Raw genomic sequence first — 26,646 nt, 5'->3', positions numbered from 1 at the left:
CGAGCGGTAGATTCGGCATGTGACTGCACGTGCTGGAACCCGACCCACGGCTCTACGGAGCCCCGTTCAGATCCCGACGCGCGCCGCCGACGCGGATCTCCCCGGAGCTCTGCGGACGACCCGTATCCCCTTGCTCGACGGTACCCCTGCGGTCCCCGGCGGTTTCCCGGCCAAGGCCTTCGCTGGCGAGGTCGTCCCCTTCCGGGTCGTGGCATTCCGGGAAGGGCACGATCTCATCGGTGTGCATGTACGACTGACGTCTCCGACCGGCGAGGAGAGCCTGCACCGGCTGACGGCCCTCGCGGACGGCACCGACCGCTGGGAAGCCGAGATCGCGCTCGACGCGGAGGGCGTCTGGCGGTACCGCTTCGAGGGATTCTCGGACGACTTCGCCACCTGGGCTCATGCCGCGCACCTCAAGATCGCCGCGGGAGTCGATGTCGAGGTGATGGCCGCCCTGGGCGCCGAGCTCCTGCAGCGCGCCGCCGGAGAGAAGGACCGCCCCGCGGCGCAGCGCACGCGGCTACGCGCCCGTGCCGAGGAGCTCCGGAGAGGTGACGCCGCCACGACCGCTGCTTCGGCCGTCGACCCCGAACTCGCGGCGATCTTCCGCGACCGTCCGGTCACGACCCTGCGCTCCGCCTCCGCGGAGCAGGTCCTCCGCGTCGAGCGCACCCGTGCGGGTGTCGGCTCCTGGTACGAGTTCTTCCCACGATCCGAGGGTGCCCGTCGCCTCAAGGACGGCACGGTCCGCAGCGGGACGTTCCGCACCGCCGCGAAGCGCCTGCCCGAGGTCGCCCGGATGGGATTCGAGGTGATCTACCTCGTCCCGGTGCACCCCATCGGCACGACCAACCGCAAGGGTCGCAACAACACCCTCGTCGCCGAAGCGGGTGACCCGGGCTCGCCGTACGCGATCGGAGCGGCGGAGGGCGGACACGACGCGATCCATCCCGACCTCGGCACCCCGCAGGACTTCCGCGCATTCGTCCGCGCCGCGCGGAAGGAAGGACTGGAGGTCGCCCTGGACCTCGCCCTGCAGGCCTCCCCCGACCACCCATGGGTACGCGACCACCCGGAATGGTTCACGACCCTGCCGGACGGGAGCATCGCCTACGCGGAGAACCCGCCCAAGAAGTACCAGGACATCTACCCGCTGAACTTCGACAACGATCCGGAAGGCATCGCCGCCGAGATGCTCCGGATCGTCCGGCACTGGGTGGGCGAAGGCGTCCGGATCTTCCGCGTGGACAACCCGCACACCAAGCCGCTGCAGTTCTGGGAGTGGCTGATCGCGACGGTGAACGAGACGGATCCCGACGTCATCTTCCTCGCCGAGGCGTTCACCCGACCCGCCGTGATGCGTGCGTTGGCCGCGGTGGGCTTCCAGCAGAGCTACAGCTATTTCACCTGGCGCAACACCAAGCCCGAGCTGGAGGAGTTCCTCACCTCGATCTCCCACGAGACGGCCGACTACATGCGTCCGAACCTCTTCGTGAACACGCACGACATCCTCACCGAGTACCTCCAGTTCGGTGGTCGCGCGGCGTATCGCATCCGTGCCTGCATCGCCGCGACGGCCGGGCCCGTGTACGGCGTCTACGCCGGTTACGAGCTCATCGAGAACGTGGCCCGTCCGGGTTCCGAGGAGAACATCGACAACGAGAAGTACGAGTACAAGTTCCGGGACTGGGCGGGGGCCGAGGAACGCGGGGAGTCCCTGGCTCCGCTGCTCCGGCGACTGAACGAGATCCGTGCGGCGCATCCGGCGCTGCGGCAGCTCCGCAACCTCGAACTGCACTGGAGCGACGACGACGCCGTCCTCGTGTTCAGCAAACACCTCGACGCTGCCTTCACCGGCACCGGCAAGCCGGACACCCTCATCGTCGTGGTGAACGTCGACCCGCACTCGGTGCGCGAGACCACGGTCCACCTCGACACCACGCGTTGGGGGGTTCCCCTGGGTGAGACCTTCGAGGTAGAGGATCTCCTGACCGGCAGCGTCTGGACCTGGAGCGACCACAACTACGTCCGGCTCGACGCCTTCGCCGAGCCCGTCCACATCCTGAAGGTGAGGGAGCGCGCATGAGCCGCATCGAGGACACCGCCGACGCCGAATGGGAAGCGGTCGCTGCCGGTCAGCATCACGACCCGCACTCCCTGCTCGGTGCACACCCCGCCAAGGACGCCGCCGGCCGTACGGTCACCGCCGTCCGCGCCCGCCGGCCGCTCGCCGAGACCGTCGAGGCCGTCTTCGGAGACGGGAGCAGGCTCACCCTGTCCCACGTCGCGCACGGCGTCTGGGAGGGCACGCACCCCGGACCGCCGCTCCCGTATCGCGTCGCGACACGCTACCGCGGCGAGGAGGAGACCGTCTCCGGTGACCCGTACCGGCATGCACCGACGCTGGGCGACCTCGACCTGCACCTCATCGCCGAGGGTCGGCACGAGCGACTGTGGGAGGCGCTGGGTGCCCATCCCCGCACCCAGGGCGACGAGCAGGGTGTGTCCTTCGCGGTGTGGGCTCCCGATGCGTCGGCCGTCCGGGTCGCGGGCGACCACAACGGTTGGAACGGCGAGAGCCACGCCATGCGCTCGCTCGGGGCCAGCGGCGTCTGGGAGCTCTTCGTCCCTGACCTCCCCGTCGGCACCCGGTACAAGTACCAGATCCGTACGCGGAGCGGCGCCTGGGTCCTCAAAGCGGACCCGATGGCTCTGGCGGCACAGGTGCCCCCGGAGACCGCGTCGGTCGTCACCGCGTCGTCCTACGTCTGGGAGGACGCCGCGTGGATGACCCGGCGTGCCGCGACCCACGCCGTCGCGCAGCCGCTGTCCGTGTACGAGGTGCACGTCGGCTCCTGGCGCGGGGGCCTGGGTTATCGCGAGCTGGCCGATCCGCTGATCGCGCACGTGCAGGAGACCGGGTTCACGCACGTCGAGTTCATGCCGCTCGCCGAGCATCCGTTCGGCGGATCGTGGGGTTACCAGGTCAGCGGCTACTACGCTCCGACGAGCCGGTACGGCTCCCCCGACGACCTGCGGTACCTCATCGACCGCCTGCACCAGGCCGGCATCGGCGTCATCATGGACTGGGTGCCGGGGCACTTCCCCAAGGACGACTTCGCCCTGGCCCGGTTCGACGGTCAGCCCCTCTACGAGCACCCCGACCCTCGGCGCGGCGAGCACCAGGACTGGGGCACGCTCATCTTCAACTACGGCCGACCCGAGGTCCGGGGGTTCCTCGTCGCGAACGCGCTGTACTGGCTCGAGGAGTTCCACGTCGACGGTCTGCGCGTCGACGCCGTGGCTTCGATGCTCTACCTCGACTACTCGCGCCGCGAGGGTGAGTGGGAGCCGAACATCCACGGCGGACGCGAGAACCTCGAGGCGATCCGCTTCCTCCAGGAGGTCAACGCCACGGCCTACCGGCTGCACCCCGGGATCCTCATGATCGCCGAGGAGTCCACGAGCTTCCCCGGCGTCACAGCGCCGACGGATCATGCCGGCCTCGGATTCGGTTTCAAGTGGAACATGGGCTGGATGAACGACTCGCTGCAGTACATCGGCAGAGACCCGATGTACCGGGCGCACCACGAGGGCGAGATGACGTTCTCGTTCGTCTACGCGTTCGGCGAGAACTACGTCCTGCCGATCAGTCACGACGAGGTCGTGCACGGCAAGGGCAGCCTGTTGTCGAAGATGCCGGGCGACCACTGGCACAAGCTCGCGAACGTCCGCGCCTACCTCGCCTACATGTGGGGACATCCGGGCAAGAAGCTGCTGTTCATGGGACAGGAGTTCGGACAGCTCGCGGAGTGGTCCGAAGGGCGTGAACTGGATTGGTGGCTCCGCGACCAGCCCTCCCACGCCCAGCTGCAGGACTTCGTCGCCGCGATGAACGCGGTGTACCGGTCGCAGGCTCCGCTCTGGGAGCGTGACAACGACGGCTCCGGATTCACGCGACTCGGCGCACCGAGCTGGGACCCGTCCGTGATCGCCTTCGAACGGCGGGACGCGCACGGCGGCCGTCTCGTCGTCGTCAGCAACTTCGCCGGAGTGGAGCGCACCGGGTACCGTCTCGGGCTCCCGCGCGAAGGCGTGTGGCAGGAGATCCTGAACTCGGATGCTGACGCCTACGGTGGGCGGGGCTCGGGCAATCTCGGAATGGTGCTCGCCGAGTCGGCGGACGCCGGCGCCCCCACCGCCTCGATCACGCTGCCCGCGCTGTCGACGCTGTGGCTCCGTCATCAGCCGGAGCCGCACGTCCCTACCGTGAACAACGGCTGACGGACGGCCGACGACGACCGATCTGCGCGGAGCAACGAGCTCCGCGCGGATCGATCAGAACAGCAGCGAGGAGAGTCGGTTACGAGCCGCGATCACGCGCGGGTCGCTGGCGCCGATGAGGCCGAACAACTCGACGAGGCGCTCGCGGACGGGTGTCCGCTGGTCGGACGGCAGCTGCGCGAACAGGTCGAGGAGCCGGCCGAAGGCGTCGTCGACGTGTCCGCCGGCGAGGTCGAGGTCCGCGACGTCGAATTGGGCCTGCACGTCCAGCGGAGCCGCTGCGGCCGCGGCTCGGGCCGTCTGCAGGTCGAGTCCCTGCACACGGTCCAGCAGTCGGACCTGGCCCAGGCCGGCGATGGCGTCCTCGTCACGCGGGTTCTCCGCGAGCGCCTTCTCATAGGCGGCGATGGCCGCACGGTAGTCGCCCCGCTCGATGGCGGAGAACGCCTCCGCGTGCAGCGGCGGTAGCTCGGGCTCGGCGGGAGATTCAGCCTCCCCTGCCTCGGAGTCGCCGACCGGGAGCGATCCCGAGACGCCGTTCTGCGCGGCCACCTGCAGCAGCTGCGCGAAGACCTCACGCACCTGCTGCTCAGGAACGGCGCCCGTGAACATCGGCACCGGCTGGCCTGCGATGAGGGCGACGACCATCGGGATCGACTGCGCACGGAAGCTCTGCGCGAGCTGCGGATTCGCATCGACGTCGACCTTGGCCAGGAGCACCCGGCCGCCGAGCTCCCTGGTCACCTTCTCGATGATCGGGCTCAGCTGCTTGCACGGCCCGCACCACTCGGCCCAGAGGTCGACGACCACGGGGACGGTGCGGGACAGCTCGAGCACCTGGCCGAAGTTCTCATCTGTCGCATCCACGACGACATCGGCCACCGGGGAGTTCGAGGGGGCAGCCGCACCGCTCGCGGGCGCGGACGGACGGTTGCGCAGACTGGACAGATCGACAGCGCCTCGCAGGGCGGCGGGAGACATCTCACTCACTTGATCACCTTCACGGAGACGAGATCCTGACGCGAGGCCAGGAGGCGGATCGGTTCACTCGAGCCCTGAGACGGCACGGCGAAGAACAACTGGAACTCGTATGTCGTCTCGGCGCCCTTCGCAGACTCCTTCGCCCCGGTGAGCGCCTTCGCCTCCTCGTTGTCACCGAAACGGATGACGACGTCGGAGGACGTGGGGGTGATCGTCTCGACATCGAGAACGGAGACCGCGACGATGGCGCCGCTGTCCAGCGTCGTCATCGAGACCGGATCCGCCGTCGTCGGCTTCATGTCGAACGCCGCCTTGGACGTCTTCGCGGCGCCGGCATCAGCCAGCCCCTGCACCAGGTTCTGCCTGCTGTCCCTGATCGACGTGGCGAGGTTGAGCGCCAAGTCGTCGAACTGCCCGTACGAGGCACTCTTCTCGCCCTTGTCGACGACATCGGCGAACGCCGCCGCGACCTCGTTCGGCGGCACGGACAGGAAGGCCGAGTCCGCCGGGACCAGCGAGGTCCCCAGCCAGCTTGCGGCCACCTCGGGGAACACCGCATCCGCCGACATCTCCGCCATGTTGATCACCTTGTAGTTGGACCAGGGGTCGGCCTGCGTCATGGTGAGCACCACCGGCGGCACTGTGTCGTCACCGGTGCTCTTCGAGAGCATGAGGACCGTGCGCGGCCAGCGATCCGTCGCCTCCGGGAGCACCACCTCGATGTCGTCTGTGGGGATCGCAGCGGGCGCGGCCCGATCCGGGAGCGTCGCCCGCAGGGCGTAGTCAGTGGTCCTCGTCGTCAGCGGAGCGCCGTCGAGACGGGTCGCCGCGAGGTCGAGGTCTTTCGCCTCATCGGCCTGCACCAGAGTTTCGGAGACCTCCCGGAGGATCCGCTCGGCCTGCGTCTCGGTGACCGCCGGCGGCTTCTGGTTCTCGGGGGCGATCACGGTCGGCGTCGGAGACGGCGATGCGGAGGCGTCCCCGAACTCCGGCCAGGAGTCGGCCGTGCAGCCTGAGGCCAGCAGAGCGGTCAAACCGATCGCGGGGAGGGCGAGCAGGCGCCGACGACGCCTCGGGCGCTCGGCTCGCATCGTACTCTTCCCGTCCTGCTCCTTCTCGTCGACGATCTCCGTGTCGTCCACGTCGTCCTTCCCCGCCGGTGTCGGCGACTGCGCCCCGTCCGCGGCCTCCAGGGCATCCCGCTCGGATGGCGGAAGGGCCGCCACGTCGATCGGCTGGGTCGAGGGAAGCGGCCCGGGACCCTTCCGGCGCGGGCCCCGACCACGGCGCTGGTGGCGGATCGCGAGCACGTAGAGGACCAGCCCCACGAGGAGCACCAGGCCGCCGGCCGCCATGAGCGGTCCTGCCAGAGGCGTCCGCGTGTCCAGCGGCCAGGAGACGACGATGTCGTCCGGCGCGTCCTTGGTGCCGTCGTAGGCGATCAGCACGCTGGTCCCTTCCGGGAGCTGCATCTTGTCGGTGGAGAGGAAGTTCTCATCGGTGAACGAGTCGAGCCACAGATCAGAGCCGGCGGGGTTGCGACCCGCGGGTGCATCGGCGTCGGCTTCCGGCGACGGTGTCTCCGTGGCCTCGGGCGCCGGCGTCTCGGTCGACCCCTCGTCGTCCGCGGCGGCGACGTGGTCGACGACGAGTTCGTCGTCGTCCCCGACGGTCACGTGGTTGTACTCCGAGTCGGAGAGCCAGGCCTCCATGTCGGCCGTGCGCCCGTAGCTGGTGAAGATCTCGCCCTCGCCGCGGATGAGCAGCTTCTGCGCGCCGGCGTTGATCCGCAGGACGTCGCCGTCCAGGAGCACGAAGGGCGCGGGCTCCTCGATGTCGACGCGGGCTTCCTCAGACGACGGGCCGACGAAGATGGTGCGTTGGGCGATCCCCGCACCGATCAGCACGGCAGCCAGCACGAAGGCCACCACGGCCCATACGAAACGCACGAATAGTCTCCTCACGCATCGCGGCTTCCCGCCCGCGACGCCACACTCGACATTTCAGACTAGCGAACCCACCTGTGTGTTGACCACGAGGGCCCTCCCTCCTCCGTCGCGCGGCACGTCGGCGGCGCGTCGAGCCGCGGCATGGGTAGCCTTGCTGCAGCCGTACCGAGGAGTCCGCATGAAGATCCACAACCCGTTCCGCACCGCCCTCGTGGCGACACTGGGCGTGGGCCTCGGGATCGTCCTGATCAGCAGCGTGCAGACGCTGTCGACCGTGCTGCTGTACATCGGGACCGCGCTCTTCCTCAGCCTCGGACTCGATCCCCTGGTCACGTTCCTCGAGCGTCGACGCCTGCCCCGGTGGCTCGCGGTCCTCGTGACGATCGTCGCCGTGCTGGCCGTCTTCGTCGGGATCATCCTCATCGTGCTGCCGGTGCTGGTCGACCAGATCTCGCAGCTCATCGCCCAGATCACGGCGATCGTGCAACGCGGAACCGCGATCGAGGACCTGCGGAGTTGGATCCAGGAGACGTTCCCCAACCTCCTCGTCGACGACGTCTTCGCGTACGTGGAGGACTGGCTGACCACCAATCTCGCGGAGATCGGCGGGTCGATCGGTCAGGGCGTGCTGATCGCCAGCGGCGCCGTGCTCAGCGGTGTGTTCGGCGCGTTCATCGTCCTCATCCTGACCATCTATCTCACGGCCTCGACGCCCTCGCTCAAGCGCGCGGTGTACCAGCTCGTCCCGGCGTCCAAGCGGGATCGCTTCATCGATCTCTCGGAGCAGATCACCGACTCGGTCGGCTACTACGTCATGGGCCAGGTCAGCCAGGGCGTGATCAACGGCGTCCTCAGCGCGATCTACCTCACGATCATCGACGCGCCGTTCCCCGCCGTTCTCGCGGTCGTCGCCTTCTTCTTCTCGCTCATCCCACTGGTGGGCACCCTGACCGGCTCGACGATCATCGTCCTCGTCTGCCTCATCCCTGGCCTCGGCTCCCCCGGCACGGCTCTCGCGGCGGCGATCTACTACCTGATCTACATGCAGATCGAGGCGTACGTGATCTCGCCGCGCATCATGAGCCGCGCGGTCTCCGTGCCCGGCGCCGTCGTCGTGGTGGCCGCCCTCGCCGGAGGCAGCCTGCTGGGCCTGCTCGGGGCGCTCATCGCGATCCCGGTGGCCGCCAGCATCCTGATCCTCTACCGCCAGGTGCTCATCCCGCGTATGAACGAACGATGACCAGGGTCGCCCGCGGCGTCAGTCCTCGGTCGACCAGTCGGTCGGCAGCGGCAGAGCCGACGGATTGACCGCGGCGACGATCTCTGTGAGCACCCGGCGCGTCTGGGTCTCCCCCACCCACAGGTGCTTGCCTCCTTCGACCGCGATCAGCTGCGCCTGGGGGATCGTCGCGAAGCGCTCCCGCGCTTCCGCCGGGCGCAGGTAGTCATCGAACTCGGGCACGAGGATGACCACGCGGTGGCCGGTCTTCCCCCAGGCGGCGACCTCCTCCGCCGTAGCGCGATGCAACGGCGGCGAGAGGAGGATGATGCCCTCGATGTCGTGGTCGGCACCGTACTTGAGGGCGAGTTCCGTCCCGAAGGACCACCCGACGAGCCACGGGCGCGGCAGCGCGCGGTCACGGACGAAGTCCATGGCGGCTGCGACATCGAACTGCTCCGCAGCGCCGCCCTCGAACGTTCCCTCGCTGGTGCCGCGCGGCGATGTGGTGCCACGCGTGTTGAACCGCAGCACCGCGAGATCGGCCAGGGCGGGCAGCCGCGCGGACGCCTTCCGGATGATGTGCGAGTCCATGAAGCCGCCGGCGGTCGGCAGCGGGTGCAGCGTGACCAGGGTCGCGGCCGGCGCGTCGGCCTCCGGCATCGCGAGCTCGCCGACGAGCGTCAGGCCGTCCGCGGTGTGCAGCTCGATGTCCTCACGACGCGCCGGAAGCTCCAGCGGTCCCCGGATCTCGATGGTCATGCGATCCTCCAACAGTGGTTGTGCCAGTGTCTGCGGTCGGCGAGAGCCGCGGCGTCGCCGAGAACACCGTCCGCGCGCCAGGCGACGAGGTGGGCGGTACCGGGCTCGACGGACCGTCCGCAACCCGGGCAGACGTACGCCTTCTGCGCCTGGAGTGCGGAGACGGGCTGCACCGTCCACTCCACGCCTCGGCGGACCTCGGTGCGCTTCCAGCCGGCGAGGAGACGCTCGAAGGAGTCATCGCCCTCAGGGCGCGCGGAAGGACGTCGGCGTGAGCGGGGCATGGTGCCGGCTCACCACCAGTGGTTGGTGACCCAGAAGTTGTACGCGCCTGCCCAGCTGCCGTAGCGACCGGTGGCGTATCCGGTGGCCCAACGGAGGTTGTCCACCGGGTTGTAGCCGTTGCCCGGCACCTTGCTGCAGGGCAGCGCCTGGACGAGGCCACAGGCGCCGGAGGACGAGTTGGTCGCGTTGGGGTTCCAACCGCTCTCCCGCGAGACGATGTAGTCGACGTACTGCCAGTCGCTCTGCGCGATCCCGGCGGCTGCCATCCACTCCGCGGGAGCGCCGCCGCCGCTGTACGGCGGGAGCCCACCGCCGCCGGAGGATCCGCCCTCCGGCTCGTCGGACGACGAGGACGTGGTCGCCGGGGCCGGCTTCGGCTTGGGCTTCGGCTTGGGCTTGACGTAGATGTCGAACGACCCGCGCTCGACGGGGGTGATCGCCGCTCCTTCCACCGTGACGGTGAGGTTCTGCGTGTCCGCCAGTGCTACCGCATACACGGAGTCCGGTGCGTCCGTGGCCATGGGCTGCGCCAGGGCGACACCGGTGGGCGCGACCATCGCGGCGGCGAATCCGACGACCGCGAGAGAGCTGAAGACCCCGACGACACCGCGGCGGCGAGACCAGCGGCGGGTGCCGCGGGAGGCCGACGCGGACGTCGCTGCGGGTACCAGCAGGGCGTCGTTTCGATCGGGCATCATGTCGTTTCGGGAGTTCACGATGGAGGACAGTTTACGCATACCTGCCTGAAGAGGCCATCAGACGTGCTCAGCGGACCGCCAGGATCACGTCGATGGTGGCGTCCAGGAGCGCGTCGACCTGCTCTTCGCGGTAGCCGCCGCGCTGCATGCGGAACGCCGCGGACCGCAGCTGCTCGGCCGACAGCGCGTCGCCGTCCCGCAGGTAGCGGACGATGCGGGAGGTGACGTGATCGACCTCGTCGACGCGGTAGCCGAAGGTGAGGAATCCGGTGCGGGCGAACCGGTGCCGACGCGGACGCGCCAGGTGGTCCAGGATCACCTGCGCGTCGGCCCTCGCCTGCTCCACCCATGCGCCCGCTCCGAGGGAGCGCACGGCGCGCTCCCGCTCGCGCGCGGCGAAGGCATCCTCGACGCGTCCGAGGGCCGCGTCGACGTCCGCCACCACGTAGCCCTCCTTGACGAGCGGGAAGGAGACGGTGCGCACGTCCTCGGCCGTGAGGTCGTCCGCACCGCTCTCGAATGTCTGTCGCGCCGACGCGAGGAACCCGTCCACCGCGGCGCGGTGGTACCCCTTCGTGCGTCCGGTCGTGAGTGCGAACGCCGGCTTGGCCGTGCTCTGCACGGTGCCCTCGCGGCGGTCGTCGTCCATCACAGCACCACTGTCGTTCATCACAGCACCAACCAGGGAGAGAGGAGGAAGTACAGGCAGAGGGCGGGGATCGTCGACGGCAGGATGCTGTCCAGCCGGTCGAGGAGTCCTCCGTGCCCTGGAAGCCACGAGCTCATGTCCTTGATCCCGAGGTCGCGCTTCAACATCGACTCGCCGAGGTCCCCGAGCGTCGCGGACAGCAGGATCGCGGCGCCGAAGATCACGCCACCCCACCAGGGCAGATCGAGCAGGAAGATCGCGAGGAGCACGCCCGCCACGAGCGACGCGACCACGGCGCCGCCGAAGCCCTCCCAGGTCTTCTTGGGACTGATCCGCGGTGCCATCGGGTGCCGCCCGAAGGCGAGTCCAGCCGCATACGCACCGGTGTCCGCGGCGACCGCGATCGCGATGAAGCTGAGCACCCACCACTGCCCGCCCTCCTGCTCGAGCAGGATGAGGGCCACGCCGGCGAGGAACGGCACGTACACCTGCACGAAACCGCCGATCACGGCGTCGGTGAGCACATCTCCGTATGTGCGGCCGTCCTTCGCGACCATCTGGGCGAGCAGGCGCCAGACGATGACGAAGGCCACGGAGACGAACAGCATGACCCAGCTCAGCCACGGCTCGGCGAAGTACGCGGACAGGACAAGGAACGTCGCGGCGATCAGCTGCGGGACGACGTCGACACGACGCCCGGCCGCTCGCAGGGCGCGGGAGAGCTCGTACACGCCGAGGAGGGCCGCAGCCAACGCGAACGGCACGAACAGCGCCTTGATGAACAGCAGCGAACCGAGCAGTGCCGCGCCGAATGCGAGTCCGATGAGGATCGCGAGGATCAGATCGCGACCGGTGCGCTGCTTGATGCGCTCGTTCGCCTGGTCGAGCTGATCGCGCGCATGGGAGACATGCGTGCCGAACTCGTCGCGCGCCTGACGCCACTGCTCGCGGATCGCGTTGTGGTCGGCGGTGTCGAGGCGGTCGGCGGTGACAGGAGCCGCACCCGGCGGCGCCGGGAGTGGTGGCCGGGGTGGCACCCGATCCGCGTCGAACGCCGGGAAGGCGGCGTCGGCGAGCGGCACGCCGCCGTCAGGACCGGCCTCCGGCCGCTCCTCCCGGCGCGTCACCGGAGTGCCCTCCTCAGCGCCGCGCGATTCATCGGACATACGAGCTACACCTCGAGGAGTTCGGCCTCTTTGCGCTTGAGCGCGTCGTCGATGAGATCGACGTGCTGACGGGTCAGCGCGTCCAGCTCCTTCTCGCCGCGGGCGATCTCGTCCTCACCGAGCTCGCTCTTCAAGCCGTCCAGCTCGTCCTTCGCCTTCCGGCGGATGCCGCGGACGTGGACCTTGGCGTCCTCGGCCTTGGACTTCACGAGCTTCACGTACTCCTTGCGCCGCTCGGCGGTGAGCTCGGGCATCGTGACCCGCACGAGGTTGCCGTCGTTCGTGGGGTTCGCCCCGAGGTTCGGCATGTCGCGGATGGCCTGCTCGATCGCCTTGAGCGCGGACTTGTCGTACGGCGTGATGATGAGCGTGCGTGCTTCCTGGTTCGCGAGCGAGGCGAGCTGCGCGAGCGGGGTCGGCGTGCCGTAGTAGTCGACCAGCACCTTCTGGAAGAGCTGCGGGTTCGCACGACCGGTGCGCACCGTGGAGAAGTCCTCCTTGGCAGCCTCGACGGCCCGGGACATGCGGGTGGTGGTTTCAGCGAGGACGTCCGCGATCACGGTGGCTCCTATCGTCGGGGTGTTCTGGAAATTCTATCGGGAGCGGGCTCCCGTCCCGTGCAGGCGCTCAGGCGGTGACGAGCGTGCCGATGGGCTCGCCCAGGAGCGCGCGGGTGACGTTGCCCGCCGGCTCCATGCCGAAGACGCGCATGTCCATGTTGTTGTCCATGCACAGGCTGAACGCCGTCGAGTCGACGACCTTGAGGCCCTGCTGCAGAGCATCGCGATAGGTCACGCGATCGATGCGCTCCGCGTCGGCGTGCTTGTTCGGGTCGGCGGTGTAGATCGCGTCGACGCCGTTCTTGGCCACGAGGACCTCCTGCGCGCCGATCTCCAGTGCGCGCTGCGCGGCGACCGTGTCGGTGGAGAAGTACGGCAGGCCCGCGCCGGCGCCGAAGATGACGACGCGGCCCTTCTCCATGTGCCGCTCCGCCCGACGCGGGATGTAGGGCTCGGCGACCTGGGTCATCGAGATCGCGGACTGCACACGCGTCGCGGCACCCGCCTGCTCGAGGAAGTCCTGCAGAGCCAGAGCGTTCATCACGGTGCCGAGCATGCCCATGTAGTCGGCGCGCCCGCGATCCATTCCTCGCTGGCTGAGCTCGGCCCCACGGAAGAAGTTGCCTCCGCCGACGACGACCGCCACTTCGACCCGGTCGACCGCGGCGGCGATCTCCCGCGCCATCTGGCTGACCACGTCGGGGTTGACGCCGAGCTGCCCGGCGCCGAACGCCTCTCCGGAGAGCTTGAGGAGGACGCGACGGCGTCCGGTGCGTTCAGTCATGGGGGGTGTCCTCTCGTCCCGATTCAAGATAGTGCCTGGTGGGCATGAAGAAGGGGTTCGGATCGAGCGATCCGAACCCCTTCGACAGTGCTACGCGCCGACCTTGAAGCGCGCGAAGTCCGTCACGGTGATACCGGCGTCCTTCGCCACCTGGGCGACAGAGAGCTTGTTGTCCTTGGCATAGTCCTGCTCCAGCAGGGCGACCTGCTTGATGAACGCGGAGACGCGGCCTTCGACGATCTTCGGCAGAGCGGCCTCGGGCTTGCCCTCGTTGCGGGAGATCTCGGTGACGATCTCGCGCTCCTTCTCGACCGCATCCGCCGGCACGTCCTCGCGGGACAGGTACGACGGGTTCGCGAACGAGATGTGCTGGGCGATGCTGCGCGCGGTCTCGGCGTCGTCACCCGTGTAGGCGACGACGACACCGATCTGCGGCGGCAGGTCCTTGCTCGTGCGGTGGAGGTAGACCTCGACGCTGTCACCGGAGACGGTGCGCACGCGACGGAGCTCGACCTTCTCACCGATGATGGCGGCCTCTTCCGAGATGAGCTGCTCGACGGTCTTGTCGCCCGCCGGAGCGGCGAGGGCGGCCTCGACCGAGTCGGCCTTCACGGCGGCGACGGCGTCGGCGACCTTGTCGGCCAGCGCGATGAAGCGCTCGTTCTTCGCGACGAAGTCGGTCTCGCAGGCGAGCTCGACGAGCGTCACGGCGCCGTCCTGCTCACGAGCGACGACGAGGCCCTCGCTGGTCGAACGGTCGGCGCGCTTGGCGTTGCCCTTCGCACCCTTCAGGCGCAGGATCTCGGTGGCCTTCTCGACGTCGCCGTCAGCCTCCTCGAGCGCCTTCTTGGTGTCGACCATTCCCGTGCCGAGCTGCTCACGCAGCGCCTTGAGGTCGGCGATGGTGAAGTTGGCCATGTGTGGTGGCTCCTTGCTTCGTTGTGTGGGTGTACGAGGGATTACTTGGCGTCTGCGGCCTCGGCGGCGGCGACCTCGGCGGTCTCCTCACCGGAAGCGGCGGCGATCGCCTCGTCGTGCGCCTGGGCACCGGCCTCGTCGGCGGCGGTGGCGTCAGCGGCCGGGGTCTCGACGACAGCGGCCTCGTCGTCCGCGGTCACGACCTCGGCGGCGTCAGCGGACTCCTGCACGGGAGCCTCGAGAAGCTCCTTCTCCCACTCGGCCAGCGGCTCCGCGTCGCCCGACTCCGGGTTGTGCTTCTGCTGCAGGCCCTCGGCGGCGGCGTCGGCGATGATGCGCGTCAGCAGCGACACCGAACGGATGGCGTCGTCGTTGCCGGGGATCGGGTACTGGAAGTCGTCCGGGTCGGCGTTGGTGTCGAGGATGCCGATCACCGGGATGCCCAGCTTCTTGGCCTCGTCGATGGCGAGGTGCTCACGCTTGGCGTCGACGACCCAGAGGGCGGACGGCGTCTTGGTGAGGTTGCGGATACCACCGAGCGACTTGTGGAGCTTGTCCAGCTCGCGCTTCTTGAGCAGCAGCTCCTTCTTCGTGAAGCCGGAAGCGGAGGGGTTCTCGTAGTCGAGCTCCTCGAGCTCCTTCATGCGGGCGAGACGCTTCGCGATGGTGGAGAAGTTGGTGAGGAGGCCGCCGAGCCAACGCTGGTTCACGTAGGGCTGGCCGACGCGTGTGGCCTGCTCCGCGAGGATCTCCTGCGCCTGCTTCTTGGTGCCGACGAAGAGGATCGTGCCGCCGTGCGCCACGGTCTCCTTGACGAAGTCGTAGGCCTTGTCGATGTAGCCGAGCGACTGCTGGAGGTCGATGATGTGGATGCCGCTGCGCTCCGTGAGGATGAAGCGCTTCACCTTCGGGTTCCACCGACGGGTCTGGTGTCCGAAGTGCACGCCGCTGTCGAGCAGCTGGCGGATGGTGACCACAGCCATGGTCGTCTCCTGATTCTGGCGCGGGGCGCCGTTGAGGTTGTCATGCCGACCGGACGGTCGGACATCCTGGTGCCCGGCTCACCCCCACCCGTTCGGAAACGGGACCTGCGGGAGTGGATGCCACGACAGAGTCGCTCTGGGCACGCGTAGTCACCCCGAGATCGAGGTGCTCGTCCAGCATACAGGATCATGCGGCGCCAGCTCGTCCTCCACAGCGGCGCGATGCTCGGCCTTCTCCCCTGCCACCGGCCCTGGCGGAGAGCGGCCGCTCCGCCGGCCCGCACCGGTCACGCACACTCGCGTGATGACTCCTCCGTCCCCTCCTCGCCCTCGCTCTCGCCCGCACCCCTCTCTCCTCCGGGTGCTGATCGCCACAGTCCTCGCCGCTGTCGCACTCCTGTGTGGCGGTGCTCCGTTCCCGTCTCCGCCCGCCGCCCGAGCGGCGTCGGCGGCACACGGCCTCGCGCCCGTGCCCGACGAGTTCGTCTCCGACATCCCCTGGCAGTGGCCCGTCGACGGGACGCGCCGCGTGAGCGTCGCCTACCGCGCGCCAGCGCACGCCTACGGCCCCGGACACCGCGGCGTGGACGTCGCTGCGGCTGCGGGCGGCACCGTCGTCGCCCCGGCGGAGGGGATCGTCGCGTTCCAGGGCGTCGTCGTCGATCGTCCGCTGCTCACGATCCGACACGCGGATGGCCTCGTGAGCACGTTCGAGCCCGTGGAGTCGCCCCTGCGCGCGGGAGACCCGGTCCGCCGAGGCCAGGACATCGGCCGTGTCGCCACGGGTGGTCACACTCCACCCGACTCACTGCACGTCGGCGTGCGACGCGACGGCGAGTACATCAACCCGATGCTCCTGTTCGGCGGCCTCCTGCGGGCGCGGCTCCTGCCCTGCTGCGACGGATGATCCGACGGGCGGGCTCCGCGCTCAGGCCCGCGGGTGCGCGAGGCGATACGTCGCCGTCAGCCGCTCCGCCGACACGTGCGTGTAGATCTGCGTGGTCCCCAGGCTCGCGTGCCCGAGGATCTCCTGCACGGCACGGAGATCCGCACCACCGTCCAGCAGATGGGTCGCCGCCGTGTGACGGAGGGCGTGCGGCCCGACGGTCTCCGCGCCGACGACGGGTGCGAGCGCACGGGCGACGACCTCGTAGACCGTCCGCGGACCGACGCGCCCACCGCGACTGCCGAGGAAGACGGCGGGCGAGGCGGCCCCGGCCCGTGCGAGGAGAGCTGGTCGAGCGCGACGCAGGTAGGCGGTGAGCGCATCCCGCGCCGGAGCGCCGAACGGGACGACGCGCTCTTTGTCGCCCTTGCCCCGCACGCGGGCCGTCCCCCGATCGAGATCCAGGTCGTCGATGTCGAGGCCGCAGAGTTCGGAGACGCGGACCGCCGCACCGTAGAGGAATTCCAGCACCGCGTGGTCGCGGAGGGCCGCGGGATCGCCCGAGGCCGCCGCCTGCCGATGTCGCTCCAACAGCTCCGACATCGCGTCCTTCGATGCCACCGTCGGCAGCGTCTTCGCGCGCTTCGGTGCCACGAGCCGCAGGCTGGGGTCGACAGGGACGAGGTCCTGCTCGCGCGCCCACCCGAAGAACGCTCGCGCCGTGGCCGCGCGTCGGGCCAGCGTCGCACGGGCGTCACCCCGCTGAGTCGCCTGCCACAGCCATTCGCGCAGCATCTCCAGGTCGATACGGCTCACCGGGCCACCCCCCACGCTCGTCCCGAGGTCCCGCAGATCGGAACGGTACGCCTTCACGGTCGCCGGAGAGAGCCGACGCACCTTCTCGAGGTGGTCGGCGAACGCCTCGACAGCGACCGCGAAGTCCATATCCCCAGCCTGCCGCTCCCCCGCCTTCAGAGCGACGCGCCCCGCCGGGACCCTGCCTACGATGTGCGTGCCGCGCCCACGCCACGCCAGCCGTCGCCGTCGCGTCGCGCGAGCCCGTCGAGATCGAGCAGGCCGAGCACGGCGCGGGTCCGGTCGACGGTGAGATCGGCGCGCTGGGCGAGCTCCGCCTCCGTGCGAGCGGCTCGCGTGCTGAGCGCACGGAGGAGCACGACCCGCGCGTCGTCCGTCGCATCGAGTCCCCGTTGCGACCGCGCGCCGGCCGGGAGCAGCTCGGCCACCTCCGCCGCGGAGGTGACGCACACCGCGTCGTACTCGCGCAGCAGCCGGTGACAGCCGGCCGACGAGGCGGACGTCACGGGACCGGGCACCGCGCCGAGCGGCCTGCCGAGCGTTGCCGCATGCCCCGCCGTGTTGAGGGAGCCGCTGCGCCAGCCCGCCTCCACGACCACGGTGGCCTGCCCCAGCGCCGCGATCAGCCGGTTGCGCGCGAGGAAGCGCCACCGCGTCGGGGCCGTCCCGCACGGCACCTCGCTGACGACGGCTCCGTCGACCGCGATGCGGGACAGAAGGTTCCGGTGACCGGCGGGGTACGGGCGGTCGACGCCCCCGGCGAGGACCGCGATCGTCCCCCCGCCGACGGTCAATGCGGCGCGGTGCGCTGCGCCGTCGATGCCGTACGCACCGCCGGACACGACCGCCGTCTCCCCGACAGCCAGGTCTCCGGCGATGTCGGCGGCGACACGCTCCCCGTAGGCGGTGGCCGCCCTGGCTCCCACGATCGCAACGCGCGCCGCGCTCGACAGGAGGTCGCTGCGCCCGCGCACCCACAGCACCATCGGCGCCTCCGCATCGAGATCATCGACGGACAGCGGCCAGTCGGGGTCTCCGGGGAGCAGCAGCTTCGCACCTGCCTTCCGTGCGCCACGGACGGCGCCGATCACCGCCGCCGGATCGGCGCGCTGCCGCCACCGGGCGCGCGCGTCGTCGAGGGCCCGTCGTGCCCCCACGGCTCGGACCACCGGCCACGGCCGTCCCGCCCCGTCCAACGCGAAGCGCAGCCCGTCGGCCGGCCCGAACTCGCGCACGAGGGTCGCGGCGACGGCGTCCCCGGGGTCGGCGATGACGGACCACGCGACCCGCGCCAGCGCCTCCGTCACCTCGTCTGTTCCGCGCACGCCCCGCGCCGCGTCGAGTGCCTCCTGTTGAGAGAGGAGTCCGTCGATCATCGTGCCACCCCCGTCCGCAGGAGCAGCGCCCGCCCGACCTCGTCCGTGCCGGGGCGGTCGCGTCCGGCCAGATCGGCCATGGTCCACGCCACCCGGAGGACGCGGTCGTAACCGCGGAGCGTCAACGCCCCGCGTTCCAAGGCGCGATCGAGCCCCGCCCGCACGTCCGACGGGAGACGGTAGCCGCCATGCCGGAGCACAGTGCCGGGGATCTCCGCATTCCGACGCCACGGTGTGCCGCGCCAGCGCCGCTCGGCTCGTGCGCGGGCCGCGCCGACGCGATCCCGGGCCTCGGCGGTCGTCGCTCCGGAGCGCTCCCCCGCGATCGAACGGGAGGCTGCGACGCGCGTGACCGGCAGATCGATGTCGAGACGATCGCGCAACGGCCCGGAGAGCCGCGTGGCATAGCGTCGCAGCGCCTGAGGCGGGCAGATGCAGTCGCCATCACGGACGCCGCGGTTGCCGCAGGGACACGGATTCATCGCCAAGAGCAGCTGGAACCGCGCCGGGAATCGCACCACGAAGCCCGAGCGATGCACATCGACGAATCCCGTCTCGAGCGGCTGGCGGAGCGCGTCCAGGGCCACCCGCGGGAACTCCGCCGCCTCGTCCAGGAACAGGACGCCCCGATGCGCACGGGCGACCGCGCCGGGGCGCGCCGTCCGCGATCCGCCTCCCACCATCGCCGCCACCGAGGCGCTGTGGTGCGGAGCGACCAGCGGGGGCTGGTGGTCGAGTCCGGTCACGGCCTCACCGCAGAGGGAGCGGACCGAGGCCACCTCGATCGCCTCCTGCTCGGTCAGCGGCGGCATGATGCCGGGCAGGCGCCCTGCGAGCATGGTCTTCCCTGCTCCCGGTGGACCGCTCAGGAGCATGTTGTGGCCACCGGCGGCAGCGACGATGAGCGCCTCGACGGCTTCCTCCTGCCCGAGGACGTCGCTCAGGTCGCGCTCGTCCGCTTTCTCCTCCGGCGGCTGCGGCCCCGGAACCGGCTCGACATCGGGCACCTCGACGTCCGCGCCGTGCCAGGCGGCGACCTCCGCGAGTGAGGCGGCGGCACGCACCTCCACGCCGCCGACGAGAACCGCCTCAGCCGCATTGCCGTGCGGCACGATCACGCGGTCGAAGCCGGCACGAGCGGCGGCGAAGACGGCCGGCAGCACTCCCGGCACGGGACGCAGCCTCCCGTCCAGCCCGAGTTCTCCCAGATGCACGGTCTGCCGGACGGCGCGACGGGCGATCACGTCGCCCGCGGCGAGGCAGGCCACCGCGATCGCCAGGTCGAAGGCGGCCCCGTGCTTCGGCAGACTCGCGGGCGAGAGGTTGACGGTCAGCCGTCGCCGCGGCAGCGGGAGGCCGGAGTTCCCGCAGGCGTTGTGCACGCGCTGCACGGCCTCGCCCAGGGACTTGTCCGGGAGGCCGATGATGCGGAACTCCGGCGTCTGCGCTGAGAGGTCGGCCTCGACCTCGACGACATGCCCCTCGGCCCCGGTGAGCGCCACGGACCAGGTTCGCGCCGTGCTCATGCGATGTCCTCGAGGTGCTCGATCGAGGCCGTCGCCACGGACGCGCCGATGATGCCGACCGCTTCCACCCGGAGGGCCCGTCCGCGCGCCAGCTCGGGGTGTGCCGCACGCCAGGCGTAGGCGAGACGCCACAGCCGGCGCCGCTTGCGGTCATCGATCGCATCGAACGGGTGCCCGAACGCCGCTGACCGCCGTGTCTTGACCTCGACCACCGCGACATGGGGGCCGATGATCGCGACGATGTCCAGCTCCCCCTGGGGACACCGCCAGTTGCGGTCGACGATCCGATACCCGCGCTTCGTCAGATAGTCCGCTGCCTGCTGCTCCCCGGCTCGCCCGAGGTCGTCTTTCGCTGCCATCCCGACAGAATGGACGTCAGCACCCCGTCACCGCCGTGGTCCCGCGCGAACAGTCCAGAGGCTGTGGAAACGACGAAGAATGTCACCGCTGTGCAGAAACGGCGCGCCGCGTCACTCTCCGTCGAGGGAGAGCTCCTGCGGCAGTTCGAACTCGCGGCGCTGGAGCTCCTCGACGTTCACGTCCTTGAACGTGAGCACCCGGACGGCCTTCACGAAGCGGTCAGCCCGGTAGATGTCCCACACCCACACGTCGCTCATGGAGATCTCGAAGTAGAAGTCGTGCTCGGTGTCCCGCCGCACGACGTTGACCTCGTTGGCCAGGTAGAAGCGACGCTCGGTCTCCACGACGTACTGGAACTGAGAGACGACGTCGCGGTACTCGCGGAACAGCGCGAGCTCCAGCTCGCGGTCGTAGTCGTCGAAGGCTTCCTCATCCATGATGAGTCCATCCTATGGTCGTCCGGCGCCGGTCGCGGCATCCCGGGCGCGGCCGCTCAGAACAGCGTCGGCGCGTCGGCGATCGCCCACGAGGACCGGTGGAACGGGGAGAGCCCGAACGAGCGGATGGCCTCCCGGTGCTCCGGGCTCGCGTACCCCTTGTTGCGATCCCACTGGTAGTCGCGGTGACCCTCGTGCAGCTCCGCCATGTGACCGTCTCTCGCGACCTTCGCGATCACCGACGCCGCGGACACCGAGGCGCAGTCGCGATCCGCCTTGATGACGGGCCGCACCCGCAGGGGCACGGGATGCACTCGCGAGACGTAGTCGTGATTGCCGTCGAGCAGGACCAGGGCGTTCTCCACCGTCGCGCCCTGTGCGACCACCGCCTCCACGGCCCGCGAAGCGGCGAGGCCCAGGGCCCGCATGATCCCGACCTCGTCGACCTCCGCCGCGGTCGCCCAGCCGACGGCGGAGGCCTGCACCCAGGCGGCGGCGCGGGTGGCCACGTCCGGGCGCCGGCGCTCGGGCACCAGCTTCGAGTCGCGCAGGCCCTCCGGAACCCGACGGCGGGCGCCTTTGGCGTCCATCACGGCTGCTCCGACGGCCACAGGTCCCGCCAATGCGCCGCGACCGACCTCATCGAGGGCGATGATGAGGTCGCACTCCCCCAGGAGCTTCCGCTCCAGGGTCAGTCGAGGCGTGATGACGGTCATTCGGGATCCGGGACCCCGTTGAAGATCTCGTGATGGCCGTCGATCGGTCCGAATCGGTCGAGCGGCCACGTCGTCAGGAACGCCTTGCCCACGATGTTCGAGACGGGGACGAATCCGCCGCTGGGCAGCTCCTGGTGTGCGCGGGCGTCGCGGGAGCGGTCGCGGTTGTCGCCGAGGAGCCACACGGAGTCTTCCGGCACGACGACGTCGAACGGCTCGTTGGAAGCCGCGGTGTCCCCTTCGGGAAGGTTCAGGTAGCTCAGCTCGTCGATCGGGGCCCCATTGATGGTGATCTGCCCCAACGCGTTGCAGCACACCACGTGATCGCCTTCGACCCCGATCACCCGCTTGACGAGGTGGTCCTGCGTGTCGGTGGCCGAGATGCCCACGAAAGTCAGCACCCAGTCGACGGCCTTGACCAGCGGCGGCTGTGCCGGGGTCTGCGGCATCGGGTCGAGCCAGCCCCCCGGGTCCTTGAAGACGACGATGTCGCCGCGCTCATAGCCGGTCCAGCGCGGCGTCAGCTCGTCGACGAGGATGCGGTCGTCGATCAGCAGCGTCCGCTCCATGGAGGCCGACGGGATGTAGAACGAGCGCACGACGAACGTCTTGATGACGAAGGACACCAGCGCGGCGATGACGACGATGACCAGCACGTCGCGGAGGAAGACCAGGAACCCGCGCCGCCGTCGTGTCGGGCGTGCGGACGGAGAGTCAGTCATCTGGTTCCTTCTCGAAGAGTGCACCGTGAGCGCACGGCAGTAACAAGGTTCGCACACCGGGGACAGAACGAAAGCACCCCGGGACATCGTGTCCCGGGGTGCTGTGAAGAAGCTTCGCGTCAGTTGTTGACGCGCTTCTCCTTGATCTTCGCCTTCTTGCCGCGAAGCTCGCGCAGATAGTAGAGCTTGGCGCGACGCACGTCACCGCGGGTGACGACCTCGATGTGGTCGATCACCGGGGAGTGCACGGGGAAGGTACGCTCGACACCCACCTGGAAGCTGATCTTCCGGACGGTGAAGGTCTCGCGGACGCTGTCACCCTGGCGGCCGATGACGACGCCCTGGAAGACCTGGATACGGGAGCGGTTGCCCTCGGTGATGTTGACGTGCACCTTGACGGTGTCACCGGGGAAGAACTCGGGGATGTCGGAACGGAGCGAAGCCGCGTCGACGGCGTCGAGGATCTGCATGATCGTCTCTCTCTGCACTCGCCTCAGGTCGGATGCACGGATTAGGAAGGAACAAGAATGGGAGTGTGCCGAACGGCGCTGACGCGTCCGCGGGCTCCCCTGGGGCAGAGCCGGTCACGGCACAAACAACCATTCTGCCACGGATGACAGGCCCGACCAAAACGACAGGTCAGAGCCGGTCGTCGGTCTCCCGCACCACGATCACCTCGTGCACACTCGTCTGCGGGCTCTCGGTGCGCGGCGGCGTCATCGTCGACCAGGAGATGGTTTCGCGGATCCGCGTCCCGCTCCCCCGCGCCTCGTTCCAGAGCTGCCACAGCTGCAGCCACACCAGGGCGATGCCCACGACGATGGCGGCCGCGAGGAGCCAGCCGAAGGCCCCCTCGATGAAGAAGCCGACTGCGATCGTGAGCGCGTGCCAGAGACCGAACCCGGCGACGTCCCACCACGAGACGGCGCGCTCGGCGCGGACCGACGGGCGGGAGCGCGTCAGCAGCGTGAGCAGGAGCTGCCCCACGAACACCGAGGGCATCGCGATGAGCAGCACCCAGAGGATCGACCAGCCGCCCTGGAAGACGGCCCAGCCGATGAGAAGCCACAGCGGCAGAAGGAACGCCGACGGCAGCAGCCAGCGGAAGAAGGCCTGTCGGATCCACATGCTCCGATGCTACGGCGACCGCGCCGGCGCGTCACGGGTGTTCGCTGAGAGCGGCAGGCGCCGGGCACCTTTGCGATCAGGGAGAATGGAGACGACGAGAGGACACTGATGATCGAACTGCGCACCCCTGCCGAGATCGATGAGATGCGCGCGGCAGGCCGGTTCGTCGCCGAGACCCTGGCGACCCTGCGCGACGAGACGAAGGTCGGCACCAACCTCCTGGCGATCGACCGCCGGGCCCATGACATGATCCGCAAGGCCGGCGCCGAGTCCTGCTACATCGACTACCACCCCTCCTTCGGGGCGAGCCCCTTCGGCAAGGTCATCTGCACCTCGGTGAACGACGCCGTGCTGCACGGCCTCCCGCACGACTACGCGCTCCGGGACGGCGACCTCGTCACCCTGGACTTCGCCGTCTCGGTCGACGGCTGGGTCGCCGACTCCGCGGTCTCCTTCGTCGTGGGTACACCGCGGGACGAGGACCTCCGTCTCATCGACACCACGGAGCGCGCGCTGGCCGCCGCGATCGAGACCTCGGTGGTCGGCAAGCGCATCGGCGACATCTCCGCCGCGATCGCCGACATCGCGCACGGCGAGGGCTACTCCATCAACACCGACTTCGGCGGTCACGGCGTGGGCCGCACGATGCACGGCGACCCTCATGTGGCGAACGACGGCCGCGCAGGACGCGGCTTCCCGCTCCGTGCCGGCCTCGTGCTCGCGCTGGAGCCCTGGTTCCTCGCGACGACGGACGAGCTGATCACCGACCCCGACGGGTGGACGCTGCGCAGCGCGGACGGCTCCCGCGGCGCGCACTCCGAGCACACCATCGCCATCACCGAGGACGGTCCGATCATCCTGACGGATCGCTCGTTCCTCGGCGTCGACTGACTCCGGCCGCGGGGTCGGCGCGCTCCCAGGGCGCGACCGGCCCGGGAACGACGACGAACAGCTGGTGCGCCCTCGGGAGCTCCACAGCCCCGTGTCGGGTGAGCACCTCCGGACTGCGCTCGGCGAGCTTCGCCCGCAGATGCTCCCACTCCCGCGCGAGCTGACCCGTGGTGACCGGGATCGGCGGTATCGCCGACTCAATCCGCCGGATCCGCGTGCGGTCGAAACGATAGCCGCGGGCGTCCGCCTCGTCGGCGACACCTGCCAGGTACGCGCCCACCGCGGCCACCGGATCGGCCACCGCCCGGAAGCGCTCGAGCTGCGGATGCCGCTGATACCCCTTCGTGGCGTCGGCGAGCACCGCCTGGGCGAGGAGCGTCTCCCGCCAGCAGGCGACGAGCCCCTGACGGTCGAGGTACTCGGGGTGCAGCGACCAGATCCTCATGCGCGGCGGTAACGGAACACGTCGGTGAGGTGCGGCAGCTCGAACTCCGCCTTCCCCCGCGTCTCGTCCGCGCCGTCCAGCACTGCCTCCAGGGCCGCCACCATCGCCGCGCGCTCCGCATCGTCCGCCACGAGGAAGCTGCTCACCGTGCCCCACCGTCGGAGGTAGTCCTCGCGGGTGATCCGCTCCGTCCAGCGCACCTCCTCGTGGATCTCCAGGAGGAAGCCGGGAAGGTCCGTCGCCGACGCGGAGGTGTCGTCGTCCGCGCCGACCGCGGGATGCGCCACCCGGTGGCACGCGAGATCCCAGTCGCAGGCGGGGTCGGCGCGATTCCACAGCAGCCCGAGCGTGCCGTGAGGCACGAGCGCGCGAGCGATCTCGGCCGCCGCCGCGTCCCGATCGAACCAGTGGAACGCCTGCGCGACGCTGACGGCATCGATGGAGCCGTCCGGCACGGGGATGCTCTCCGCGGTCCCCGGCCGCGCGTCGACCGTCGGCAGCGTCCGCGCGAGCACGGCGAGCATCGGCGCAGACGGCTCGACCGCGATCACCCGCCTCGCCCGCGCGACGAGCAGCCCCGTGAACTTCCCGGTGCCGGCGCCGAGATCGAGCGCCGTGGCGACCCGGTCCGGAACGACGATGTCGGCCGCACACTCCGGGAACCCCGGCCGGTAGCGGTCGTACTCCTCGCCGATGCTCTCGAACGATCGCGCGCGTGTCACATCCACCATGTATCGACGCTAACAGCACTCGTCGCGGCGGATGGTCGCGGCCCGGTCAGCCGTCGGTCGGTGCGTCCGGGAGCAGGTCAGGGCGCCGCAGGCGGGTGCGGACGAGCTGCTGCTCGCGACGCCATGCCGCGATCGCACCGTGGTTGCCGCTGAGGAGCACATCGGGGACCGCGCGCTCCCTCCACACCGACGGCTTGGTGTACGACGGGTACTCGAGGAGGCCGTCCTCGTGCGACTCCTCGACCAGGCTCTCCGGATTGCCGACGACGCCCGGGATCAGGCGGCCGATGGCCTCGATCATCGCCATCGTCGCCACCTCGCCGCCGTTGAGGACGTAGTCGCCGAGGCTCAGCAACCGCACCTCGCCCCGCTCGGCGGCGTACTCGAAGACGCGCTCGTCGATGCCCTCGTAGCGCCCACAGCCGAACACGAGGTGGTCGCGCCCCGCGAGTTCCCGCGCGGTCGCCTGGGTGAAGACCTCCCCCGCCGGCGACGGGAAGATGATGGTCGGCGCCGGGGCGGCGTCCGCCGTGAGCTCATCGAGAGCGAGGCCCCACGGCTCCGGCTTCATGACCATGCCGGCTCCCCCGCCGTAGGGGGTGTCGTCGACGGTGCGATGGCGGTCGTGCGTCCAGTCGCGGAGATCGTGCACCTGGAGGTCGAGCAGACCCGAGCCGCGCGCCTTGCCGAGCAGGGAGAGCGTCAGTCCGTCGAAGTACGAGGGGAAGATGGAGACGACGTCGATGCGCACGGGGGAACCGTATCAGCGGTCACTCGGCGGTGTCGGAGGGAGCGGTCTCGTCCTCCGACTCGGGAAGCTCCTCGAAGAGCCCGGCCGGCGGGGTGACGATGATGCGGCCGGCGGTGACCTCGACGGCGGGGACGATGGCCTCGACGAACGGGACCATCACCTCGTCCGTGCTGCCGGTCGCCGTGGGCTTGACGATCAGGAGGTCCTGCGCGGGCAGGTGCTCGACCCGGACCACGCGGCCGATGACCACCTCGTCGCGGACGACGTCCAGACCGACGAGCTGGTGGTCGAACCAGGCGTTGTCCTCGGTCTCGTCCTCGTCCTGGTCCATCCAGAGGATGGCGCGGACGAGGCTCTCGGCGGCGTTCCGGTCGTCCACGTCCTCGAAGAAGACGACGGGGTTCCCGTTCATCACGCGGTACTCGCGGACGACGATCTCCTTGCCGTGCCACGGAGATGCCTCGGGCACCTGCAACGTGAACGCGGCCCCGGGGACGAAGCGCCGCTCCGGGTTGTCGGTGTAGAGCTCGAGCTTCAGGGCGCCCTTGAGCCCGTGGGCCTTGACCAGGCGCCCGACGCGCAGCTGGTTACGGCCCTGGGTGCGGTCCTGCGACACCACG

29 protein-coding genes are annotated in these 26,646 nt (G+C 69.9%); 5 read left to right on the top strand and 24 right to left on the bottom strand.

All coding sequences use genetic code 11. The features are described from left to right. The first annotated feature begins 19 nt into the window (after window positions 1-19). Together KZC57_RS01330 and glgB are read left to right on the top strand one after the other, a co-directional pair. Window positions 20-2,089 carry an alpha-1,4-glucan--maltose-1-phosphate maltosyltransferase gene (locus tag KZC57_RS01330; RefSeq protein ID WP_247640880.1) on the top strand — a complete coding sequence of 690 codons (2,070 nt, stop codon included), beginning with the start codon at window positions 20-22 and terminating at the stop codon, window positions 2,087-2,089. After that, a complete protein-coding gene (gene glgB, locus KZC57_RS01325) occupies window positions 2,086-4,287 on the top strand; it encodes a 1,4-alpha-glucan branching protein GlgB (RefSeq protein ID WP_247640879.1) in 2,202 nt (733 codons plus the stop codon). The genes KZC57_RS01330 and glgB overlap by 4 nt, the downstream gene beginning before the upstream one ends. 54 nt (window positions 4,288-4,341) lie before the next feature. Here glgB and KZC57_RS01320 read toward each other — a convergent pair whose 3' ends face one another. Both KZC57_RS01320 and KZC57_RS01315 read right to left on the bottom strand, forming a co-directional pair. After that, complete coding sequence (locus KZC57_RS01320) at window positions 4,342-5,268, bottom strand: tetratricopeptide repeat protein (RefSeq protein ID WP_281732348.1); 927 nt, start codon at window positions 5,266-5,268, stop codon at window positions 4,342-4,344. A gap of 5 nt (window positions 5,269-5,273) precedes the next feature. Next, window positions 5,274-7,217 carry a glycosyl transferase gene (locus KZC57_RS01315; RefSeq protein WP_247640878.1) on the bottom strand — a complete coding sequence of 648 codons (1,944 nt, stop codon included), beginning with the start codon at window positions 7,215-7,217 and terminating at the stop codon, window positions 5,274-5,276. Between the two features lie 178 nt (window positions 7,218-7,395). On the opposite strand from KZC57_RS01315, the gene KZC57_RS01310 reads away from it, so the two are divergent. Then, the gene (locus KZC57_RS01310) at window positions 7,396-8,457 is read left to right on the top strand and encodes an AI-2E family transporter (RefSeq protein ID WP_060922797.1); all 1,062 of its coding nucleotides are present in this window, start codon (window positions 7,396-7,398) and stop codon (window positions 8,455-8,457) included. Window positions 8,458-8,475: 18 nt separating this feature from the next. Here KZC57_RS01310 and KZC57_RS01305 read toward each other — a convergent pair whose 3' ends face one another. The 9 genes from KZC57_RS01305 to rpsB all read right to left on the bottom strand — a co-directional run bounded on the left by KZC57_RS01305 (window position 8,476) and on the right by rpsB (window position 15,241). Then, the gene (locus tag KZC57_RS01305; protein ID WP_247640877.1) at window positions 8,476-9,198 is read right to left on the bottom strand and encodes an alpha/beta hydrolase; all 723 of its coding nucleotides are present in this window, start codon (window positions 9,196-9,198) and stop codon (window positions 8,476-8,478) included. Further along, a complete protein-coding gene (locus KZC57_RS01300) occupies window positions 9,195-9,482 on the bottom strand; it encodes a hypothetical protein (RefSeq protein WP_082750107.1) in 288 nt (95 codons plus the stop codon). Before KZC57_RS01300 ends, KZC57_RS01305 begins: the two co-directional genes overlap by 4 nt. Before the next feature lie 9 nt (window positions 9,483-9,491). Beyond that, window positions 9,492-10,181, bottom strand: a complete 690-nt coding sequence (locus KZC57_RS01295) for a transglycosylase SLT domain-containing protein (RefSeq protein WP_247640876.1) — start codon at window positions 10,179-10,181, stop codon at window positions 9,492-9,494. A gap of 67 nt (window positions 10,182-10,248) precedes the next feature. Next, the gene (locus tag KZC57_RS01290; RefSeq protein ID WP_060922799.1) at window positions 10,249-10,830 is read right to left on the bottom strand and encodes a DivIVA domain-containing protein; all 582 of its coding nucleotides are present in this window, start codon (window positions 10,828-10,830) and stop codon (window positions 10,249-10,251) included. 20 nt (window positions 10,831-10,850) lie between these two features. Beyond that, window positions 10,851-11,996, bottom strand: a complete 1,146-nt coding sequence (locus KZC57_RS01285) for a phosphatidate cytidylyltransferase (RefSeq protein ID WP_247640875.1) — start codon at window positions 11,994-11,996, stop codon at window positions 10,851-10,853. A 5-nt stretch (window positions 11,997-12,001) separates the two neighbouring features. Beyond that, window positions 12,002-12,556 carry a ribosome recycling factor gene (gene frr / locus KZC57_RS01280; protein ID WP_060922801.1) on the bottom strand — a complete coding sequence of 185 codons (555 nt, stop codon included), beginning with the start codon at window positions 12,554-12,556 and terminating at the stop codon, window positions 12,002-12,004. Between the two features lie 67 nt (window positions 12,557-12,623). Continuing rightward, window positions 12,624-13,340, bottom strand: coding sequence for a UMP kinase (gene pyrH / locus KZC57_RS01275; protein WP_060922802.1), 717 nt, complete (start codon window positions 13,338-13,340; stop codon window positions 12,624-12,626). Window positions 13,341-13,430: 90 nt separating this feature from the next. Beyond that, window positions 13,431-14,258 (bottom strand): translation elongation factor Ts, encoded by an 828-nt coding sequence (gene tsf / locus KZC57_RS01270; RefSeq protein ID WP_060922803.1) that lies wholly within the window; start codon window positions 14,256-14,258, stop codon window positions 13,431-13,433. Between the two features lie 41 nt (window positions 14,259-14,299). Then, window positions 14,300-15,241 carry a 30S ribosomal protein S2 gene (gene rpsB / locus KZC57_RS01265; RefSeq protein ID WP_025103356.1) on the bottom strand — a complete coding sequence of 314 codons (942 nt, stop codon included), beginning with the start codon at window positions 15,239-15,241 and terminating at the stop codon, window positions 14,300-14,302. 361 nt (window positions 15,242-15,602) lie between these two features. On the opposite strand from rpsB, the gene KZC57_RS01260 reads away from it, so the two are divergent. Beyond that, window positions 15,603-16,148 (top strand): peptidoglycan DD-metalloendopeptidase family protein, encoded by a 546-nt coding sequence (locus KZC57_RS01260; protein WP_247640874.1) that lies wholly within the window; start codon window positions 15,603-15,605, stop codon window positions 16,146-16,148. A gap of 21 nt (window positions 16,149-16,169) precedes the next feature. Here KZC57_RS01260 and KZC57_RS01255 read toward each other — a convergent pair whose 3' ends face one another. The 9 genes from KZC57_RS01255 to KZC57_RS01215 all read right to left on the bottom strand — a co-directional run bounded on the left by KZC57_RS01255 (window position 16,170) and on the right by KZC57_RS01215 (window position 23,208). Beyond that, window positions 16,170-17,072 (bottom strand): tyrosine-type recombinase/integrase, encoded by a 903-nt coding sequence (locus KZC57_RS01255; protein WP_247640873.1) that lies wholly within the window; start codon window positions 17,070-17,072, stop codon window positions 16,170-16,172. A gap of 56 nt (window positions 17,073-17,128) precedes the next feature. Next, on the bottom strand, window positions 17,129-18,319 hold the full coding sequence (gene dprA, locus KZC57_RS01250; protein WP_247640872.1) for a DNA-processing protein DprA: 1,191 nt from the start codon (window positions 18,317-18,319) through the stop codon (window positions 17,129-17,131). Then, complete coding sequence (locus KZC57_RS01245; protein ID WP_083370851.1) at window positions 18,316-19,845, bottom strand: YifB family Mg chelatase-like AAA ATPase; 1,530 nt, start codon at window positions 19,843-19,845, stop codon at window positions 18,316-18,318. Before KZC57_RS01245 ends, dprA begins: the two co-directional genes overlap by 4 nt. Further along, complete coding sequence (locus tag KZC57_RS01240) at window positions 19,842-20,204, bottom strand: YraN family protein (protein ID WP_060922195.1); 363 nt, start codon at window positions 20,202-20,204, stop codon at window positions 19,842-19,844. The genes KZC57_RS01245 and KZC57_RS01240 overlap by 4 nt, the downstream gene beginning before the upstream one ends. 111 nt (window positions 20,205-20,315) lie before the next feature. Beyond that, the gene (locus tag KZC57_RS01235) at window positions 20,316-20,642 is read right to left on the bottom strand and encodes a DUF2469 family protein (protein ID WP_017204525.1); all 327 of its coding nucleotides are present in this window, start codon (window positions 20,640-20,642) and stop codon (window positions 20,316-20,318) included. Window positions 20,643-20,698: 56 nt separating this feature from the next. Continuing rightward, window positions 20,699-21,358, bottom strand: coding sequence for a ribonuclease HII (locus KZC57_RS01230; protein ID WP_105949775.1), 660 nt, complete (start codon window positions 21,356-21,358; stop codon window positions 20,699-20,701). Next, window positions 21,355-22,080, bottom strand: a complete 726-nt coding sequence (gene lepB, locus KZC57_RS01225; protein ID WP_060922197.1) for a signal peptidase I — start codon at window positions 22,078-22,080, stop codon at window positions 21,355-21,357. The genes KZC57_RS01230 and lepB overlap by 4 nt, the downstream gene beginning before the upstream one ends. Before the next feature lie 119 nt (window positions 22,081-22,199). Further along, a complete protein-coding gene (rplS, locus tag KZC57_RS01220) occupies window positions 22,200-22,550 on the bottom strand; it encodes a 50S ribosomal protein L19 (RefSeq protein ID WP_025103348.1) in 351 nt (116 codons plus the stop codon). Between the two features lie 169 nt (window positions 22,551-22,719). Further along, a complete protein-coding gene (locus KZC57_RS01215) occupies window positions 22,720-23,208 on the bottom strand; it encodes an MFS transporter permease (protein WP_144881039.1) in 489 nt (162 codons plus the stop codon). 108 nt (window positions 23,209-23,316) lie between these two features. On the opposite strand from KZC57_RS01215, the gene map reads away from it, so the two are divergent. Then, window positions 23,317-24,099: a type I methionyl aminopeptidase gene (gene map / locus KZC57_RS01210; RefSeq protein ID WP_060922199.1), complete on the top strand. Its 783-nt coding sequence runs from the start codon at window positions 23,317-23,319 to the stop codon at window positions 24,097-24,099. Here the strand turns inward: map and KZC57_RS01205 are convergent. From KZC57_RS01205 to rimM, 4 genes are read right to left on the bottom strand one after another with little or no spacing between them, the layout of a single operon-like run. After that, the gene (locus tag KZC57_RS01205; protein WP_144881038.1) at window positions 24,062-24,544 is read right to left on the bottom strand and encodes a pyrimidine dimer DNA glycosylase/endonuclease V; all 483 of its coding nucleotides are present in this window, start codon (window positions 24,542-24,544) and stop codon (window positions 24,062-24,064) included. The two genes, map and KZC57_RS01205, sit on opposite strands and share 38 nt — an antisense overlap. Then, complete coding sequence (locus tag KZC57_RS01200) at window positions 24,541-25,275, bottom strand: class I SAM-dependent methyltransferase (RefSeq protein WP_247640871.1); 735 nt, start codon at window positions 25,273-25,275, stop codon at window positions 24,541-24,543. Before KZC57_RS01200 ends, KZC57_RS01205 begins: the two co-directional genes overlap by 4 nt. A 46-nt stretch (window positions 25,276-25,321) precedes the next feature. Then, entirely contained in the window at window positions 25,322-26,026 is a 705-nt protein-coding gene (trmD, locus tag KZC57_RS01195) for a tRNA (guanosine(37)-N1)-methyltransferase TrmD (protein WP_105949770.1), read from the bottom strand. Between the two features lie 19 nt (window positions 26,027-26,045). Then, entirely contained in the window at window positions 26,046-26,645 is a 600-nt protein-coding gene (rimM, locus tag KZC57_RS01190) for a ribosome maturation factor RimM (RefSeq protein WP_105949769.1), read from the bottom strand. Between the last annotated feature and the right edge of the window lies 1 nt (window position 26,646).

The sequence above is a fragment of the Microbacterium sp. KSW4-4 genome (assembly GCF_023091185.1).
Lineage (GTDB): Bacteria > Actinomycetota > Actinomycetes > Actinomycetales > Microbacteriaceae > Microbacterium > Microbacterium paraoxydans.
Note: the sequence above shows the minus strand (reverse complement) of the source record. Positions and strands in the feature narration are given on the sequence as shown.